The organism is Azospirillum sp. NS33 (assembly GCF_059703765.1).
On sequence record NZ_BAAKJB010000039.1, the window covers coordinates 21,557 to 37,707 of the forward strand.

Below are 16,151 nucleotides of genomic sequence, written 5' to 3' on the forward strand. Positions count from 1 at the left end.
CCGTCCGGGGGCTCAGTTCAGGTCGAAGGCGCGCACCCACAGGACGGCGTCCTGGGACAGCTCCTTGCCGGCGTGTTCCGTCGCCGGGCCGACGCCCAGCGCGGCGAAGCCCCAGAAGCCGGCCCTGGGGATGCCGAAGGTGAACACGCCGTCCGCGCCGGTGACGACGACCACCGCGCCGCCGGGCATCGGCGCGGCCTTCGGCGCGGTCGGCGCGTTGGTCGCCATGTCGGGCTCGGCCGCCATGTATTCGATCTCGATCTCGGCGCCGGCCACCGGCTTGCCGTCGGCGAGCACCCGCCCGGTGAAGGTCGACCCGGCGATGACGTTGGTCGGCTTGATCATCGGCACGATCTCGGTGGCCAGCCCCACCGGCTCCTGCCAGTCCGTGGGAATCCCGCCCTTGTTGAGGAACGACTTGGTGATCTGCTGGATGTAGATGTCCTCGCTCGGCTCGTAGTAGGGCGCGGGGACCAGCGCCAGCACGTAGTCACCGTTCAGCTTGACCGGCACCGTGGCGTCGTAGGCCTTGGCGGCGTTCCCGGCGCCCGTGAAGGTGATCGGCTTGAGGCGGTCCATCAGGTCGGTCCGTTCGCCCTTGTGGACCAGGACGAAGGAGTCCGGCACACCCATGTCCATGACGTGGCCGTTCTCGAAGGGGTGCCAGAAGATGAGCTTGAGCGGCACGTCGCCGGGCCGGGCCAGGTGGACGTCGGGCGTGTAGATGAGCTGGAAATGCGCGTGCGCGGCGCTGCCACCGGCCAGGACGGCGGCGGCGGCGGAAACGGCAAGGAACAGGCGGGTCACGGGTCGATCTCCCAAGACGATGCGGTGGCCCGCCGGCAAGGCGGCGGGACCGGTGCGGGAGACGCAAAAGGGGAACCGGCGGCGGCCCGGCGCACGAAGGGGCGCGTCGAGCCACAGCCCACAACGCTCACCCCGGCGTCCAGGCGGAAACGGTCGCGGCGCCGACGGGCCACGGCCGGTGAGGGCAGGTTTCCTGGCTCGCGGCTCGGGCGCCCGCGGCCCGCCTTCCCGGTTTCCCAGTGGCATGGATGGCCTCGGACTCGCCGCTTACAGTTGCGGGGGCAGCCCCGGCATTGACAGGGACGGCGCGTCGACGCGCCGCGGTCCTGCCGCACCGGATTCCCTCTGGTTCCCTTGCGGGAAACCCTCACGGCCGGCAGCATACGACAGATTGTCGCGCCGTCAAAACCACAAACGCCGTGGTCAGCGGAAGGGCGCGGGCTGGGCCGTCAGCGACGCGGCCAGCAGGAGGGCGCCGATCGCCAGCAGGGCGGTCCCCGCCAGCAGCGTCATGCCCGTTTCGACGCGCCCGACCCAGCGCGCGTCGCCGGCCGTGGCGGCCAGGGCGAGGCGGCGCGAGCCGACCGCCAGCACCGCCAGCGCCGACACGGTGATCGCCGTCCCCACCGCCATGGCCAGGGTCGCCGCCACACCGGCGGCGAAGAACCCGATGGCCTGGGCGAAGGCCAGGACCACCAGGGCGCCGCTGCACGGGCGCACCCCCACCGAAACCACCACCGCCGCGGCACGCCGCCACCCCTGTCCGGCCCCGGCCGGCGGCGCCACGGCGTGACCGCAGCCCGGGCCACCGGAATGGTCGTGGTGATGGTCGTGATCATGGTGGCTGTGGCCGCAGACGTGGCCGAGGGCGCCGTGGCGCGGGCGCCGCAGGGCCGACCAGACCATCGCCGCGCCGAGCGCCGCGGTGAGGCCGTAGCCGAGCCGTTCCAGGATCTCCGCCACCGGCCGCGCCTCGCGTCCCGCGGCGCCCAGGACGAAGACCACCATGCCGACCACGACCACCGCGGTGGCGGCCTGCGCCAGCGACGCCGCCCAGGCCAGCGCCAGGCCGCGCCGCAGCCGCCGCCCGTCGGCCAGGACATAGGCGGCGATCACCGCCTTGCCGTGGCCCGGCCCGGCGGCGTGGACCACGCCGTAGGCGAAGGACGCGGCGGCCAGCCCGCCCGCGGCCACCATCCCCTCGTCGCGGACGGCGCGCAGCGCGGCAACCAGGGCGCGGTGCAGATCGCCCTGCCAGTGGCGCAGCCAGGCCGCCGCCTGCGCCCAGACGGCGCCCGGCTCCAGGGCGGCGACGGCGGCACCCAGCAGCAGGACGAGACCCAGACCGACGGCGACGGCCCGCCCCCGGCCGGTCACGGGCGGTCCCCGCAGGACAGCACGATCCAGTCGGCGAAGGCCGCACCCAGGCTGTCCTCCGGCTGCGCCGGGTCGGGGTCGGCGTCGAGCGCCACCTCGTCCGGCACGAAGCCCTGCTCCCGGTCGGCGACGCGGTCCAGCGTCGCCCGGCACGACGCGGGCACGGTCCCGGCGAGACGGACCGGCGATTCCACCGGCGGCGCGATGTCGATGTAGAAGGACGGGTCGAACATGGCGAAGCGCAGCGGGGGGCCGTCGGCCACCAGCGGTGCGGCCAGCGGCAGGGTCAGGCTGAATTCCAGCCGGCCGCCCTCGAAGCGCATGCGCGCCACCGTGGCCGGCCCCAGCTCCAGCCGCCGGTCGCCGTGCTTGAGCAGGCTGAAATAGCCCCACCCGGCGAGGCGCTCCGCGGTCTCGTCGGCCAGCGGCTGCAGTTCGTCGGAGGCGAAACGGCCGTCGCCGTCGGCGTCGCGACCCTCCACCTCGTACACGCTGAAGACGTCGTCGAACAGCCAGCGGGTCTCGACGGCGGCCAACCGCTGGCGCGAATCGAAGTGGAAGACCGCGGTGGCGTCGATCCAGACATGGGGGTGGGCCGCGGCCGTCCCCGACAGGGCCAGGCAGCCGAGAAGGGCCGCGAGCGCGGCGGGCCGGGGGGTGGGCGGGATCATGGCACCCGGGGCTGGAACGGCAAAGCGGCCGAAGTGTGCCGCAACGCTCCGGTGCGCCGCAAGGGGTGCGACCGTCACGGCGCGGCGCGGCGGGCGCGGGCGCGGGCCATCACCACCGCCTTCAGGGACCGGGGAACGCGGCTGCGGTCGGTCCAGCGGACGACCACCCCGCCGGCGCGGCACTCCGCCGCCAGTTCCCGGCCGTTCTCGTAGCGGTGCTGGTCCAGCGTCGCCCAGCCGTCGAGCGCCCGGTAGTCGAACGGCCGCCCGCGCAGGAAGTCGTGGAACCCCTCGAAGAACTTGGGATGCCGCAGCACCGGCCGGGCCTCGCGCCACGACAGCGCGTCGACGATGCGGGTGTTCCGGGCGCCGGTCATTGCAGCGGTCCGGGCTCGTGCCGCGGCGCGGTGCGCACGGCATCGCCCAGCCGGTCGAGCAGGCCGGCGGTGGCCGCCGCGCCCTGGGTGGCGGCCAGGTGCCCCACCGATTCGATCATCATGGCCCAGGCCAGCGCCTGGCGCGTGACCCGGCCGGTCCGCGCCTCGCCCCAGACCCCGCGCACGAGGTCCAGCGCCGGGCCCAGGTCGTCCGGCAGGTCGTCCGGCAGGTCGTCCGGCAGGTCGTCCGGCAGGTCGTCCGGCAGGTCCCCGCCCCACTGGTCGTCCGTCATTCGTGACCGCCTCCGCCCGTTGTCGTTATGTTATATCATAACGTGCGGGGTGCGGGGACGCCAGCGCCGCGGCGCCCGGCCCTCAGCGTGGCGCGGCGAGGAGCTGTTCAGCGGCCTGCCGGCCGGTCCTCATCTCCGCGAACATCCATTCCCGGAAGGTGCGGATCTTCGCCTGGTCGGCCTTGGCCTTCAAAGTGACGAAGGCGTGGCCGCGCACCCGCATGCCCTGGGTGGCGAAGGGCACCACCAGGCGGCCGGACAGCAGCTCCCGCTCCGCCAGCAGCAGGCTGTCCAGGCACACGCCCATGCCGTCGACCGCGGCGCTGATGGCCATGAAGGAGCGGTCGAAGCGCAGGCCGCGCTCCAGGTCGAGGCGGCTGGCCCGGTGGTGGCGGGCCCAGTCGCGCCAGCTCAGGATGTTGACCTCGGAGTGGATCAGGGTGTGCTTGGCGAGGTCGGCGGCGCGGCGGATCGGGTTGAGCCCGGCGGCCAGCCCGGGAGAGCACATCGGCACGATGATGTCCTCGGGGAACGGCACCAGCACGGCGCCGTCGAAGGCCGGGCCGGGGCGGTAGCGGATGTCCACGTCCGCCAGCCCCTCCGCCAGGTCGGCGGCGCCCACCGAGGCGTGGAGGCGGATGTCGATGCCCGGCTGCAGCTCCTTGAAGGCGCCCAGGCGCGGCATCAGCCACTGGGTGGCGAAGCTGGGCGTGGAGTGGACGGTGAGAATCGCGTTGCCGCCCGCCGCCTCGACGTTCTGGGTCGCCGCCTCGATGCGGGTGAAGGCCGCCGTCACCTCCGCCGAATAGGCGGCGCCGACGTCCGTCAGCACCACGGCCCGGTGCACCCGGCGGAACAACCGCACGCCAAGCTGGTCCTCCAGGATGCGCACCTGATGGCTGATCGCCGACGGCGTGACCGCCAGTTCCTCTGCCGCAAGCGCGAAGGAGCCCAGCCGCGCCGCCGCCTCGAACGCCTGAACCGCCTTGATCGAGACCCGTTTGCGCATCGCACCATTTCGGTGAATTCAGCTCATGCGAAGCCGATCTTATTCATTTGTTCGGCTCACCTCAACCCCATACAGTCGACGAAGTGGTTGGCCGCAACAGCAAATGGCCGGCTCCGCAAACACCGACAAACAACGATCCGCTCCGCGGCGCGTCTTCCGCCGCCACGGGGAGGTTTTGCAAAGGACAGGACATGCTGCTTTCCAACAAGGTGTGCGTGATCACGGGGGCGGCGTCGCGCCGCGGCATTGGCCGCGCCACCGCCCAGCTGTTCGCGCTGCACGGGGGGCGGGCGATCATCGTCGACCTCGACGGCGCGGCGGCCGCCGGCACCGCGGCGGAACTGGGCGAAGCCCATCGTGGCTACCCCTGCGACGTGACCGACAAGGCTTCCTGCCAGGCCGCCATGGAGCGGGTGATCGGCGAGTTCGGCCGGGTCGACGTCCTGGTCAACAACGCCGGCATCACCCAGCCGCTGCGCCTGATGGACATCGGCCCGGAGAACTACGACGCGGTCACCGACGTCAGCCTGCGCGGCACCCTCTACATGAGCCAGGCCGCCATCCCGCACATGCGCGAGCGCCGCGCCGGATCCATCGTCTGCATGTCCTCGGTGTCGGCGCAGCGCGGCGGCGGCATCTTCGGCGGCCCCCATTACAGCGCCGCCAAGGCCGGCGTGCTGGGGCTGGCCAAGGCGATGGCGCGCGAGCTGGGCCCCGACAACATCCGGGTGAACGCGATCACCCCCGGCCTGATCCAGACCGACATCACCGGCGGCAAGCTGACCCCGGACCTCAAGGCCGAGATCCTCAAGGGCATCCCGCTGAACCGCCTGGGCGAGGCCGACGACGTCGCCCGCGCCTGCCTGTTCCTGGCGTCGGAACTGTCCTCCTACGTCACCGGCGCCACCATCGACGTCAACGGCGGCATGCTGATCCACTGACGGATCCGGCGTCCGCCGCCGCCGCGCACACAGGCGCGCACGACCCCTGGAGAAAGACGTGGACACCACCCCCATCGGACACAACGTGGATCTGGCCGAACGGGCCTACCGCATCCGCCGCAACGCGCTGCGGATGGGCGAAGTGCAGGGCCAGGGCTACATCGCCCAGGCCCTCGACATCGCCGACGTGCTGGCCGTCGCCTACTTCCACGCCATGACCTACCGGGCCGACGACCCGCACTGGGAGGGGCGCGACCGCTTCCTGCTGTCCAACGGCCACTACGCCATCGCCCTCTATTCCGCGCTGATCGAGGCCGGCTTCATCCCCGACGAGGAACTGGAGACCTACGGCAGCGACGACAGCCGGCTGCCGATGTCGGGCATGGCCAGCTACACGCCGGGCATGGAGATGTCCGGCGGCTCGCTCGGCCTCGGCCTGTCGATCGCCGTGGGCAAGGCGCTGGGGCTGAAGCGCAAGGGCTCCCCCGCCTTCGTCTACACGCTGTTCTCCGACGGTGAGCTGGACGAGGGCTCGGTGTGGGAGGCGATCCTGTCGGCCGCCCACTGGAAGCTCGACAACATGATCGCGGTGGTCGACGTCAACAACCAGCAGGCCGACGGCCCGTCGACCCAGATGATGGGCTTCGAGCCGCTGGTGCCGAAGCTGGAGGCGTTCGGCTGGCACGCCCAGCGAGTCGACGGCAACGACCTGGCCGCCGTCACCGCGGCCTTCGACACCGCCCGCACCCTCCACGAACCCAAGCCGCGGATGATCGTCTGCGACACCAGGATGGGCTGCGGGGTGCCGTTCCTGGAAGCCCGCGAGAAGAACCACTTCATCCGCGTCGAGGCGCACGAGTGGCAGCTCGCCCTGGCCGCGCTCGACGCGGGGAGGACCGCATGAGCCAGACCACCAGCCCCGCGGCGGCCAAGCCGCGCCTCAAGACCTCGGCGATGATCGCCTCGATCGCCGGCGAGGGCCAGCGCACGAAATCCGCCCCGTTCGGCCACGCCCTGGTCGAACTGGCCGGGCAGCGGCCGGAGATCGTCGGCATGACCGCCGACCTCGGCAAGTACACCGACCTGCACATCTTCGCCAAGGCGTTCCCCGAGCGCTACTACCAGATGGGCATGGCCGAGCAGCTGCTGATGGGCGCCGCCGCCGGGCTGGCCCACGAGGGTGCGGTGCCCTTCGTCACCACCTACGCCGTGTTCGCCACGCGCCGGGCCTACGACTTCGTGCACCAGACGATCGCCGAGGAGGACCTCGACGTGAAGATCGTCTGCGCCCTGCCCGGCCTCACGTCCGGCTACGGCCCCAGCCACCAGGCGACCGAGGACCTGGCGCTGATGCGCGCCATGCCGAACCTGACCATCGTCGACCCCTGCGACGCCCTGGAGATCGAGCAGGCGGTGCCGGCCATCGCCGCCCACCGCGGCCCGGTCTACATGCGCCTGCTGCGCGGCAACGTGCCCCTGGTGCTGGACGAGTACGGCTACCGCTTCGAGCTGGGCAAGGCGAAGGTGCTGCGCGACGGCGCCGACGTGCTGATCGTCTCGTCGGGGCTGATGACCATGCGCGCGCTGGAGGTGGCCCAGGCCCTGGCGGCCGACAAGGTCGACGTGGCGGTTCTGCACGTCCCCACCATCAAGCCGCTGGACGCCGAGACCATCCTGCGCGAGGCCGGGCGCACCGGCCGCATGGTGGTGGTGGCCGAGAACCACAGCGTGGTCGGCGGCCTGGGCGAGGCGGTGGCCGGCCTGCTGCTGCGCGCCGGCGTCACCCCGGTGTTCCGCCACATCGGCCTGCCCGACCAGTTCCTGGCGGCCGGCGCCCTGCCGACGCTCCACGACCGCTACGGCATCTCCACCGAGGCGATGTGCCGGAGCATCAAGGGCTGGCTGGCCTGAGCCGGCCGGAAGAAGAAGGGCCGGGGAACGGCCGTCATCCCACCCGCGACCATGACGCGAACAACACCAACCGGAGGAAATCGATGAAGAGGATGCTTCTCACCCTGGCCCTGGGCACCACGCTCCTGGCGTCCCCCGCCTGGGCCCAGCAGGTGCTTCGCCTCGCCCACAACGCCGCCCCCGGCAACCCCAAGGCCGAGGCGTCGCTGAAGTTCGCCGAGCTGGTCGCCGAGAAGACCGGCGGCCGCATCAAGGTCGAGGTCGGCGGCAACGCCCAGTACGGCGACGACGTGGAGGCGCTGACCAGCATGCGCCTGGGCACCCTGGCGTTCAGCGCCAACTCCCAGGGCTCGACCTCCGGTGTCGTGCCGCAGTTCGCGGTGCTGGGCCTGCCCTTCCTGTTCCAGAGCCTGCCCCAGGCCTGGGCGGTGATGGACGGCCCGGTGGGCGAGCGCCTCGGCGACCTGGCCGAGGAGAAGGGGATGGTGGTCCTGGCCTTCTGGGACAACGGCATCCGCCAGGTCTCCAACAACGTGCGCCCGATCACCAAGCCCGAGGACCTCGAGGGCGTCAAGCTGCGCACCCCGCCGGACCCGATCACCGTCGACATCTTCAAGGCGCTGGGCGCCAACCCCACGCCGATGGCCTTCTCCGAGCTCTACATCGCGCTCCAGCAGGGCGTGGTCGACGGCCAGGAGAACCCGCTGATGAACATCTATTCCTCCAAGCTGTTCGAGGTGCAGAAGTACATCTCGCTGACCGGCCACAAGTACGAATCGACCCCGGTTCTCGCCAGCAAGATGGTGTTCGACAGCCTGTCCGAGGCCGACCGGGCGGCGGTGCGGGAGGCGGCGGCCGAGGCCGGCGAGCTCAACCGCGCCATGTCGCAGAAGGCCGACGACGAGCTGCGCGGCAAGATGGAGGCCGCCGGCGTCCGGTTCAACGCGGTCGACGCCGCCCCCTTCGTCGCCAAGACCCAGTCGGTCTACGACAAGTGGCAGGCCCAGTTCCCCGAGCTGGTGAAGCTGGTGCGCGAGGAAGCCGCCGCCGCGGCCAAGAAGTGATGATGGAGGCCTCGCGCGAGCGGGCGGTGTCGGGGGCGGGCGTGCCCGCCTCCCTCATCCGCGTGGCGGACACGGTCATCGCCGTCGCCGCCACGGCCGTCGCGGTCGCGGCCCTGGTGAGCCTGTTCCTCTCGCTCGGGGCCGAGGTCGTCGTCCGCTACCTGACCACCCAGGGCCTGGGATGGCCGTCGGAGATGCCGAACATCCTGTTCCCCTGGCTGGTCATGGGCGGCATCGTGCTGGCCGCCCAGCGCGGCGCCCACATCGCCGTCACCGTCACCCTGGACCTGGCGGGCCGCGGCCTGGCCCGGGTCCTCCTCCTGGCCATGCAGGCGGTGGTCGCCGCCACCTTCTTCTATCTCGCCTACATCGGCCTGGCCGTCATCGCGATCACCGGAACCGAGGTCTACCCGGTCACCGGGATCTCCGCCCGCTGGGCCTACCTGGCGCTGATCGCCGGCTTCGCCGGCGTCGGGCTGACCGCGCTGACCACCTTCGCCCGCGTCCTGGTCGCCGAGGACCCCGCATCGGTCCGCGCCCAACACCCGGAGGACGAGCTATGACGCTGCTCATGGTCGGGGTCTTCGCGGCCCTGCTGCTGCTGTCCTTTCCCGTCGGCTACGCGCTGGTCATCAGCTCCGGCGCGGCGGTGATGACCCTGGGCTCGGTGCCCACGGTGATCGCCGTGGTCAAGCTGTTCCAGCCGACCCAGAGCTTCCCGCTGCTGGCCATCCCCTTCTTCATCCTGTCCGGCGCCTTGATGATGAGCGGCACCCTGGGCCAGAAGCTGGTGCGCTTCGCCGCGACCCTGGTCGGCCACTTTCCCGGCGGCCTGACCCAGGTGACGGTGGTCGGCTCGACCATCTTCGGCGGCGTCTCCGGCTCCGCCGTGGCCGAGGCGTCGGCGCTGGGCACCATGCTGATCCCCTGGCAGAAGCGCGAGGGCTACCCCGCCGCCTTCGGTGCCGCGACCACCGCGTCGTCCTCGGTGATCGCCGGGCTGATCCCGCCGTCGATCCCGCTGATCCTCTACGCCGCGGTGTCGAACGCCTCGATCGCCTCGCTGTTCCTGGCCGGCATCCTGCCCGGCGTGCTGCTGGCCGCGGGCATGATGATGGTCTGCTACCTCAGCGGCCGCATCCGCCGCTTCCCGCTGCTGGCCGACAGGGCCGACCCGCGGGCGATCGCCCACGCCACCGTCACCGCCCTGCCGGCGCTGCTGATGCCGGTGTTCATCCTGGTGCTGCTGCGCTTCGGCATCGCCACCCCGACCGAGGTGAGCGTCGTCGCCGTCGCCTACGCCCTGCTGGTCAGCGCCGTGATCTACCGCGACCTGACGGTCGCCCGGGTCTGGGCGGCCCTGGTCGGCACCGTGGTCACCACCGGCGTGGTCATGCTGGTGATCGCCGCCTCCAACCTGGTCGGCTACGTGCTGATCATCGAGGCGATCCCCAACGCCGTCGCCGCCTACGCCCAGAACGTGCTGCAGGAGCCGTGGCTGATCATCCTGGCCATGAACGTCATCATGCTGCTGGTCGGCATGTTCCTCGACCTGCCGGCGGCGATCCTGCTGCTGGGGCCGACCTTCGTGGCGGTGGGGGCGGCCATCGGCCTCGACCTCATCCAGCTCGGCATCATGATGGCGGTGAACCTGTCGATCGGCCTGTTCACCCCGCCCATCGGCACCACCCTGTTCATCTCCGCGGCGATCTCGCGTGAGCCGATCGGTGCCATCGTGCGCGAGCTGTGGCCCTTCTACCTGGTCGCGCTGACGGTGCTGGGGCTGGTGTCCTACGTCCCCGCCTTCACCCTCTACTGACCCGCTCCACCGGAGACCACGACCATGACCACCGTCGGTTTCATCGGCCTCGGCTCCATGGGCCTGCCCATGGCGCGCAACCTGCTGGCCCGGGATTTCGCGGTGCGCGGCTTCGACCTCAAGACGGCCTCCCTCGACGCGCTGGCGGCGGCCGGCGGCCACACCGCCGCCACCGCCGCCGAGGCGGCACGGGGGGCCGACGCGCTGGTGCTGATGGTGGTCAACGCCGCCCAGGCCGAGGCCGCCCTGTTCGAGGGCGGCGCCCTGAAGGCGCTGCCCGCCGGCGGCCTCGTCGTCCTCATGGCGACCTGCCCGCCCGATGCGGTCGCTGCCCTGGCGGCGCGGGTCGAGGCGGCGGGCCGCCGCTTCGTCGACGCACCCGTCTCGGGCGGGGTGGTCGGCGCGGTGGCCGGCACCCTGTCGATCATGGCCGCCGCCCCGACCGCCGTCTTCGCCGACGCCCGGCCGGTGCTGGCCGCCATGGGCGACAAGGTGTTCCACGTCGGCGAACGCCCCGGCCAGGGCGCCACCGTCAAGACCGTCAACCAGCTTTTGTGCGGCGTCCACATCGCCGTGGTGGCCGAGGCCTTCGCCCTGGCCGCCAAGGTGGGCGTCGACCTCGGCGTGCTGCTGGAGATCATGGGCGGCTCGGCGGCGGCGAGCTGGATGCTGACGGACCGCGGCCCCCGCATGCTGCAGGGCGAGCCGGAGGTGACCAGCGCCGTCGACATCTTCGTCAAGGACCTGGGCATCGTGCTGGAGGCCGGGCGCGACGCCAAGGCCGCCCTGCCCCTGGCGGCGCTGGCCCACCAGCTGTTCCTGGCGACGTCGGGACGCGGCGAGGGCGGCGCCGACGACAGCCAGGTGATCCGCACCTACCACGCCATGAACGGCACGCCGCGTCCCGCGTGACGCGGACCGCCCGATCGGAAGGCCATCCCATGCCCGACACCATCGTCTTCCTCGACCACGACACCCTCGGCCCGGAGGTGGCGATGCGCCGCCCCGGCCTGCCCCACTCCTGGACCGTGCACGGCCTGACCGCCCCCAACCAGGTGGTGGAGCGGGCCCGCGGGGCCACCGTGCTCGTCGTCAACAAGGTGCGGATCGGCGAGGCGGAACTGGAGCAGCTCCCCGCGCTGCGGCTGATCGCGGTGGCCGCGACCGGCACCGACACCGTGGACGTCGCCGCCTGCCGGCGGCGCGGCGTCACCGTGTGCAACGTGCGCGCCTACGCCGTGCACACCGTGCCGGAGCACACCTTCGCCCTGATCCTGGCGCTGCGCCGCTCCCTGTTCGCCTACCGCGATTCCGTGGCCCGCGGGGAGTGGCAGGCGAGCGGCCAGTTCAGCCTGACCACCCACCCCATCCGCGACCTCGCCGGCTCCACCCTGGGGGTGGTCGGCGAGGGGGCGATCGGCCAGGCGGTGGCGGCGCTGGGCCGCGCCTTCGGCATGCGCGTGCTGTTCGCCGCCCACAAGGGCAGCACCGGCATGGGGCCGCTCTACACCCCCTTCGAGACGGTGCTGGAGGAGGCCGACGTCCTCACCCTGCACTGCCCGCTCACCGCCGGCACCCGCGACCTACTGGGCGACGCGGAGTTCGCCCGCATGGCGCGGCGGCCGCTGGTGGTCAACACCGCCCGCGGCGGGCTGATCGACGAGGCCGCCCTGGTCCGCGCCCTGGAGGGTGGCCGCATCGCCGGTGTGGCGGTCGACGCCGTGTCGGCCGAGCCGCCGCCGCCCGACCACCCCTTCATGGCCCTGGCCGCGCGCCCCGACTTCATCCTCACCCCGCACGTCGGCTGGGCCAGCCGCGAGGCGCGCCAGGCGGTGGCCGACCAGGTGACCGCCTGCATCGAGGCGTTCGCCGCCGGCACGCCGCGCAACGTGGTCGGCTGACGGCGCCCGCGGCCTCCTTCCCCGGCCCCCTCCCCCCACCCCACCAGACGGAACCCACCGCCATGACCGGCGCCGATCCCCGCCGGATGGCCGACGCCATCCGCTTCCTCTCCATGGACGCCATCGAGCGCGCCGGCGAGGGCCACCCCGGCACGCCGCTGGGGGCGGCCGACACCGCCACCGCGCTGTTCACCCGGCACCTGAAGTTCACCGCCGCCGACCCCCAATGGTTCGACCGCGACCGCGTCGTGCAGTCCAACGGCCACGGCTCCATGCTGATCTACTCGCTGCTGCACCTGTGCGGCTACGCCGGCATGGGGATCGACGAGCTGAAGCGCTTCCGGGTGCTGGGCTCCCACTGCGCCGGCCACCCCGAGATCGACCAGCGCCTGGGCATCGAGGTGACCACCGGTCTGCTCGGCCAGGGCATCGCCAACGCCGCGGGCATGGCGGTGGCCGAGGCGCTGCTGAACCGCCTGCTGGGCGCCGACCTGGTCGACCACCGCACCTACGCCCTGGTCGGCGACGGCTGCCTGCAGGAGGGCGTGGGGCAGGAGGTGATCTCGCTGGCCGGCCACCTGCGCCTGGGCAAGCTGACCGTCCTGTGGGACGACAACCGCATCACCGACGACGGCGACATCGCCTGGGCCCTGTCCGACGACATGGCCCTGCGCTTCCAGGCCAGCCACTGGCACGTCCAGGCGGTGGACGGCCACGACGCCGATGCGGTGGCGGCGGCGCTGGAGGCGGCCAAGGCCGACCCGCGCCCGTCGATGATCGCCTGCACCACCCGCATCGGCCGCGGCATCCCCCGCGTCGAGGGCCAGCGCGCCGCCCATGGCGGCCGCGTCTTCGCCGAGGACACCGCGGCGGCCCGCGCCGCCCTGGACTGGCCGCACGGGCCCTTCGAAGTGCCCGACGACGTGCGCGCCGCGTGGCGTGCCGCCGGCCGGCGCGGCGACGGCGCGCGCGCCGCCTGGCTGGACCGGGTGGCCGCCCTGGACCCGGCGCGCCGGCGCACCCTGGACCGGCTGCGCGAGGGGCGGCTGCCCGCGGGCTGGGCCGACGCGCTGCACGCCTACAAGCGGCACGCCGCGGCGACCGGCCACGCCGACCATGGCTACAAGATCTCCGGCGACCTCGTCGACCGGCTGGCCGCGGCGATCCCGGAGATGGTGTCGGGCGCCCCCGACCTGGAAGGCGCCACCCTGCACAAGCGCGGCCTGTCCGCCTTCACCGCCGACGACCGCTCCGGGCGCTACCTCCACTACGGGGTGCGCGAGCACGCCATGGGCTCCATGCTGAACGGCATGGCCGCCCACGGCGGCGTGGTGGCCACCGGCATCACCTATCTGGCGTTCTGCGACTACGAGCGCCCGGCGATCCGCATGGCCGCGCTGATGGGCCTGCCCGTGACCTTCGTCTTCTCCCACGACAGCATCGGCGTCGGCACCAACGGGCCGACCCACCAGCCGGTGGAGGTGCTGGCCAGCCTGCGCGCCATCCCCAACCTGCTGGTGCTGCGCCCGGCCGACGCGGTGGAGGCGGCGGAGTGCTGGGAGATCGCCCTGACCCACCGCAGCGGCCCGACCGCGCTGGTGTTCTCCCGCCAGCCGGTGGCGGCGGTGCGCACCGCCCACACCGACACCAACCGGTGCGCCGGCGGCGCCTATGTGCTGGAGGAGGCCGAGGGCGGGCCGCGCCGGGCGACCCTGCTGGCCACCGGGTCGGAGGTGGCGGTGGCGGTGGCGGCGCGCCGGCTGCTGCAGGCCGACGGCATCCCCACCGCCGTGGTCTCCATGCCGTCGTGGGAGCTGTTCGCGGCCCAGGGCGCCGCCGCCCGCGCCGCCGTCATCGACCCCGCCACCGTGCGGGTGGCGGTGGAGGCCGCGGTGGTCCAGGGCTGGGAGCGCTGGATCGGCGACGCCGGCGGCTTCGTCGGCATGGCCGGCTTCGGCGCCTCGGGCCCGGTGCCCGAGCTCTACGCCCATTTCGGCATCACGGCCGAACGCGTGGCGGCGGCCGTGACGGCCCGGCTGTGACCGGCCGCGCCGCGGACGTGAAGGGGGACCCGCCATGCTGCTGGGCTGCATTGCCGACGACGTCACCGGCGCCACCGATCTGGCGCTGACCCTGGTGCGCGGGGGCATGCGCACGATCCAGGTGATCGGCGTGCCCGACGCCGGGGCGGCCGCCCTGGCCGACGCCGAAACCGACGCCGTGGTGGTGGCGTTGAAGACCCGCACCGTCCCGGCGGCGGAGGCGGTGCGCCAGAGCCTGGCCAGCGCCGACGCCCTGCGGGCGGCCGGCGCCCGCCAGCTGTTCTTCAAGTACTGCTCGACCTTCGATTCCACCGACGCCGGCAACATCGGCCCGGTGATCGAGGCGCTGATGGCCCGCACCGGTGCGGCCATCGCCCTGGCCTGCCCGGCCTTCCCGGCCACCGGCCGCACCGTCTACCAGGGCCACCTGTTCGTCGGCCGCAGCCTGCTGTCGGACAGCGCCATGCGCGACCACCCCCTCACCCCCATGCGCGACCCCGACCTGGTGCGGGTGCTGGGCCGCCAGACCGGGCTGGCGGTGGGCAGCCTGCCGCTGGCCGCCGTCGAGGCCGGGCCGGCGGCGGTGGCGGAGGCCCTGGCCGCGCTGCGCGCCGCGGGGGTGGCCATCGCCATCGCCGACGCCGTGACCGAGGCGCACCTGCGCACGCTGGGCGCTGCGGTGGCCGACGCGCCCCTGGTGACCGGGGCGTCGGGCATGGCGCTGGGCCTGCCCGACGCCTTCCGCCGCGCCGGGCGGCTGGCCGGCGGCGGCGGCGTGGCGTCCATGGACGGGCCGGCGGGGCGCGCCGTGGTGCTGGCGGGAAGCTGCTCGGCCGCCACCCGCGGCCAGGTCGCCCGCTTCGTGGCAGCCGGCCTGCCGGCGCTGGCGGTGGGTCCCGGCGACGATCCGGCGCGGGCCGCGGCCTGGGTGGCCGCCCAGCCCGCCGACGCGCCGGTCCTGGTCCACTCCAGCGCCGACCCCGCGGCGGTGGCGGCGGCCCAGGCCCAGCACGGCCGCGACGGTGCGGCGGCCCTGGTGGAGGGGCTGTTCGCCGATCTGGCGGTGCGGCTGGCGGCGGCGGGGGCGACCCGGCTGATCGTCGCCGGCGGTGAGACCTCCGGCGCGGTGGTGGCGGCGCTGGGCGTGCGCGCCCTGCGGGTCGGGCCGGAGATCGCGCCGGGCGTGCCGTGGATGGCGGTGGCCGACGGCCCGCCCCTGCGCCTGGCGCTCAAGTCCGGCAATTTCGGCGCCCCGGACCTCTTCCTCACCGCCTGGGAGCGGCTGCCATGATCGGGCACACCGCCGACGAGACGGCGCTGCGGGACGCCATCGCCCGCTTCGGCGACCTGCTCTACCGCCGCGGCTACGCCCACGGCAGCACCGGCAACATCAGCGTGCGCCTGGACGACGGGCTGCTGGTCACGCCGACCAACTCCTGCCTCGGCCTGCTGGAGCCGGAGCGGATCGCCCGGCTCGACGCGGCCGGCGGCCGCGTGGCCGGCGACCCGCCGTCCAAGGAGGCGTTCCTGCACCTGGCGATGTACCGCGCCCGCCCGCAGGCCCGGGCCATCGTCCATCTCCACTGCACCCACGCGGTGGCGGTGTCGTGCCAGTGCCACGCCGACCCCGCCAACGTGCTGCCGCCGCTGACCGCCTACCACGTGATGCGGGTGGGCCGGCTGCCGCTGGTGCCCTATTTCCGCCCGGGCGACCGCGCCCTGGCCGACGCGGTGGGCCGGCTGGCCTGCGACCACCACGCCCTGTTGCTGGCCAACCACGGCCCGGTGGTGGCCGGCACCACCCTGGCCGACGCCGTCTTCACGGCCGAGGAGCTGGAGGAGACCGCCCGGCTGGGCTTCCTGCTGGCCGGCCGGCCCACCGTCCCGCTGGACGCACGGCAGGTCGCCGATCTGGAAGAGGCGTTTCCCAGTTGAAGGC

General features: G+C 73.4%; 17 protein-coding genes and 1 riboswitch. Of the genes, 11 read left to right on the plus strand and 6 right to left on the minus strand.

The features are described from left to right. Nucleotides 1-12: 12 nt before the first annotated feature. The 6 genes from AC6H2I_RS25650 to gcvA form a co-directional block, all read right to left on the minus strand. Nucleotides 13-807, minus strand: a complete 795-nt coding sequence (locus AC6H2I_RS25650) for a DUF4198 domain-containing protein (RefSeq protein ID WP_497503607.1) — start codon at nucleotides 805-807, stop codon at nucleotides 13-15. 166 nt (nucleotides 808-973) lie between these two features. Beyond that, nucleotides 974-1,191: riboswitch (cobalamin riboswitch) on the minus strand. A 39-nt stretch (nucleotides 1,192-1,230) separates the two neighbouring features. Next, nucleotides 1,231-2,184 (minus strand): nickel/cobalt transporter, encoded by a 954-nt coding sequence (locus tag AC6H2I_RS25655; protein ID WP_497503608.1) that lies wholly within the window; start codon nucleotides 2,182-2,184, stop codon nucleotides 1,231-1,233. Then, on the minus strand, nucleotides 2,181-2,855 hold the full coding sequence (locus AC6H2I_RS25660) for a DUF1007 family protein (RefSeq protein WP_497503609.1): 675 nt from the start codon (nucleotides 2,853-2,855) through the stop codon (nucleotides 2,181-2,183). Before AC6H2I_RS25660 ends, AC6H2I_RS25655 begins: the two co-directional genes overlap by 4 nt. Before the next feature lie 74 nt (nucleotides 2,856-2,929). Continuing rightward, a complete protein-coding gene (locus AC6H2I_RS25665; RefSeq protein WP_497503610.1) occupies nucleotides 2,930-3,232 on the minus strand; it encodes a hypothetical protein in 303 nt (100 codons plus the stop codon). Beyond that, a complete protein-coding gene (locus AC6H2I_RS25670; protein ID WP_497503611.1) occupies nucleotides 3,229-3,525 on the minus strand; it encodes a hypothetical protein in 297 nt (98 codons plus the stop codon). The genes AC6H2I_RS25665 and AC6H2I_RS25670 overlap by 4 nt, the downstream gene beginning before the upstream one ends. Nucleotides 3,526-3,607: 82 nt before the next feature. Then, nucleotides 3,608-4,534: a transcriptional regulator GcvA gene (gene gcvA, locus AC6H2I_RS25675; protein WP_497503612.1), complete on the minus strand. Its 927-nt coding sequence runs from the start codon at nucleotides 4,532-4,534 to the stop codon at nucleotides 3,608-3,610. Between the two features lie 191 nt (nucleotides 4,535-4,725). Between gcvA and AC6H2I_RS25680 the strand changes: the two genes are divergently transcribed. From AC6H2I_RS25680 to otnC, 11 genes are all read left to right on the plus strand, one after another. Next, nucleotides 4,726-5,475 carry an SDR family NAD(P)-dependent oxidoreductase gene (locus AC6H2I_RS25680; RefSeq protein WP_497503613.1) on the plus strand — a complete coding sequence of 250 codons (750 nt, stop codon included), beginning with the start codon at nucleotides 4,726-4,728 and terminating at the stop codon, nucleotides 5,473-5,475. Between the two features lie 58 nt (nucleotides 5,476-5,533). Further along, nucleotides 5,534-6,379, plus strand: coding sequence for a transketolase (locus tag AC6H2I_RS25685; RefSeq protein WP_497503614.1), 846 nt, complete (start codon nucleotides 5,534-5,536; stop codon nucleotides 6,377-6,379). Then, the gene (locus tag AC6H2I_RS25690) at nucleotides 6,376-7,386 is read left to right on the plus strand and encodes a transketolase family protein (protein ID WP_497503615.1); all 1,011 of its coding nucleotides are present in this window, start codon (nucleotides 6,376-6,378) and stop codon (nucleotides 7,384-7,386) included. Before AC6H2I_RS25685 ends, AC6H2I_RS25690 begins: the two co-directional genes overlap by 4 nt. A gap of 83 nt (nucleotides 7,387-7,469) precedes the next feature. Continuing rightward, a complete protein-coding gene (locus tag AC6H2I_RS25695; RefSeq protein ID WP_497503616.1) occupies nucleotides 7,470-8,450 on the plus strand; it encodes a TRAP transporter substrate-binding protein in 981 nt (326 codons plus the stop codon). 2 nt (nucleotides 8,451-8,452) lie between these two features. Continuing rightward, complete coding sequence (locus AC6H2I_RS25700; RefSeq protein ID WP_497503617.1) at nucleotides 8,453-9,013, plus strand: TRAP transporter small permease; 561 nt, start codon at nucleotides 8,453-8,455, stop codon at nucleotides 9,011-9,013. Continuing rightward, the gene (locus AC6H2I_RS25705) at nucleotides 9,010-10,269 is read left to right on the plus strand and encodes a TRAP transporter large permease (protein WP_497503618.1); all 1,260 of its coding nucleotides are present in this window, start codon (nucleotides 9,010-9,012) and stop codon (nucleotides 10,267-10,269) included. The genes AC6H2I_RS25700 and AC6H2I_RS25705 overlap by 4 nt, the downstream gene beginning before the upstream one ends. Nucleotides 10,270-10,293: 24 nt before the next feature. Beyond that, nucleotides 10,294-11,181, plus strand: a complete 888-nt coding sequence (locus tag AC6H2I_RS25710) for an NAD(P)-dependent oxidoreductase (RefSeq protein ID WP_497503619.1) — start codon at nucleotides 10,294-10,296, stop codon at nucleotides 11,179-11,181. A gap of 29 nt (nucleotides 11,182-11,210) precedes the next feature. Next, a complete protein-coding gene (locus AC6H2I_RS25715; protein WP_497503620.1) occupies nucleotides 11,211-12,170 on the plus strand; it encodes a D-2-hydroxyacid dehydrogenase in 960 nt (319 codons plus the stop codon). A 62-nt stretch (nucleotides 12,171-12,232) separates the two neighbouring features. After that, nucleotides 12,233-14,212 carry a transketolase family protein gene (locus AC6H2I_RS25720; protein ID WP_497503621.1) on the plus strand — a complete coding sequence of 660 codons (1,980 nt, stop codon included), beginning with the start codon at nucleotides 12,233-12,235 and terminating at the stop codon, nucleotides 14,210-14,212. A 34-nt stretch (nucleotides 14,213-14,246) separates the two neighbouring features. Then, nucleotides 14,247-15,503: a 3-oxo-tetronate kinase gene (gene otnK / locus AC6H2I_RS25725; RefSeq protein ID WP_497503622.1), complete on the plus strand. Its 1,257-nt coding sequence runs from the start codon at nucleotides 14,247-14,249 to the stop codon at nucleotides 15,501-15,503. Further along, nucleotides 15,500-16,147 (plus strand): 3-oxo-tetronate 4-phosphate decarboxylase, encoded by a 648-nt coding sequence (gene otnC, locus AC6H2I_RS25730; RefSeq protein ID WP_497503623.1) that lies wholly within the window; start codon nucleotides 15,500-15,502, stop codon nucleotides 16,145-16,147. The genes otnK and otnC overlap by 4 nt, the downstream gene beginning before the upstream one ends. Nucleotides 16,148-16,151 lie beyond the last annotated feature (4 nt).

Bases quoted from the DNA above. Each gene is read 5' to 3' on its own strand.
- AC6H2I_RS25670 (WP_497503611.1), bottom strand. From the start codon at position 3,525: ATGACGGACGACCAGTGGGGCGGGGACCTGCCGGACGACCTGCCGGAC.
- AC6H2I_RS25660 (WP_497503609.1), bottom strand. From the start codon at position 2,855: ATGATCCCGCCCACCCCCCGGCCCGCCGCGCTCGCGGCCCTTCTCGGC.
- AC6H2I_RS25690 (WP_497503615.1), top strand. From the start codon at position 6,376: ATGAGCCAGACCACCAGCCCCGCGGCGGCCAAGCCGCGCCTCAAGACC.
- otnC (WP_497503623.1), top strand. From the start codon at position 15,500: ATGATCGGGCACACCGCCGACGAGACGGCGCTGCGGGACGCCATCGCC.
- AC6H2I_RS25720 (WP_497503621.1), top strand. From the start codon at position 12,233: ATGACCGGCGCCGATCCCCGCCGGATGGCCGACGCCATCCGCTTCCTC.
- otnK (WP_497503622.1), top strand. From the start codon at position 14,247: ATGCTGCTGGGCTGCATTGCCGACGACGTCACCGGCGCCACCGATCTG.
- AC6H2I_RS25715 (WP_497503620.1), top strand. From the start codon at position 11,211: ATGCCCGACACCATCGTCTTCCTCGACCACGACACCCTCGGCCCGGAG.
- AC6H2I_RS25695 (WP_497503616.1), top strand. From the start codon at position 7,470: ATGAAGAGGATGCTTCTCACCCTGGCCCTGGGCACCACGCTCCTGGCG.
- AC6H2I_RS25700 (WP_497503617.1), top strand. From the start codon at position 8,453: ATGGAGGCCTCGCGCGAGCGGGCGGTGTCGGGGGCGGGCGTGCCCGCC.
- AC6H2I_RS25705 (WP_497503618.1), top strand. From the start codon at position 9,010: ATGACGCTGCTCATGGTCGGGGTCTTCGCGGCCCTGCTGCTGCTGTCC.
- AC6H2I_RS25710 (WP_497503619.1), top strand. From the start codon at position 10,294: ATGACCACCGTCGGTTTCATCGGCCTCGGCTCCATGGGCCTGCCCATG.
- AC6H2I_RS25665 (WP_497503610.1), bottom strand. From the start codon at position 3,232: ATGACCGGCGCCCGGAACACCCGCATCGTCGACGCGCTGTCGTGGCGC.
- AC6H2I_RS25680 (WP_497503613.1), top strand. From the start codon at position 4,726: ATGCTGCTTTCCAACAAGGTGTGCGTGATCACGGGGGCGGCGTCGCGC.
- gcvA (WP_497503612.1), bottom strand. From the start codon at position 4,534: ATGCGCAAACGGGTCTCGATCAAGGCGGTTCAGGCGTTCGAGGCGGCG.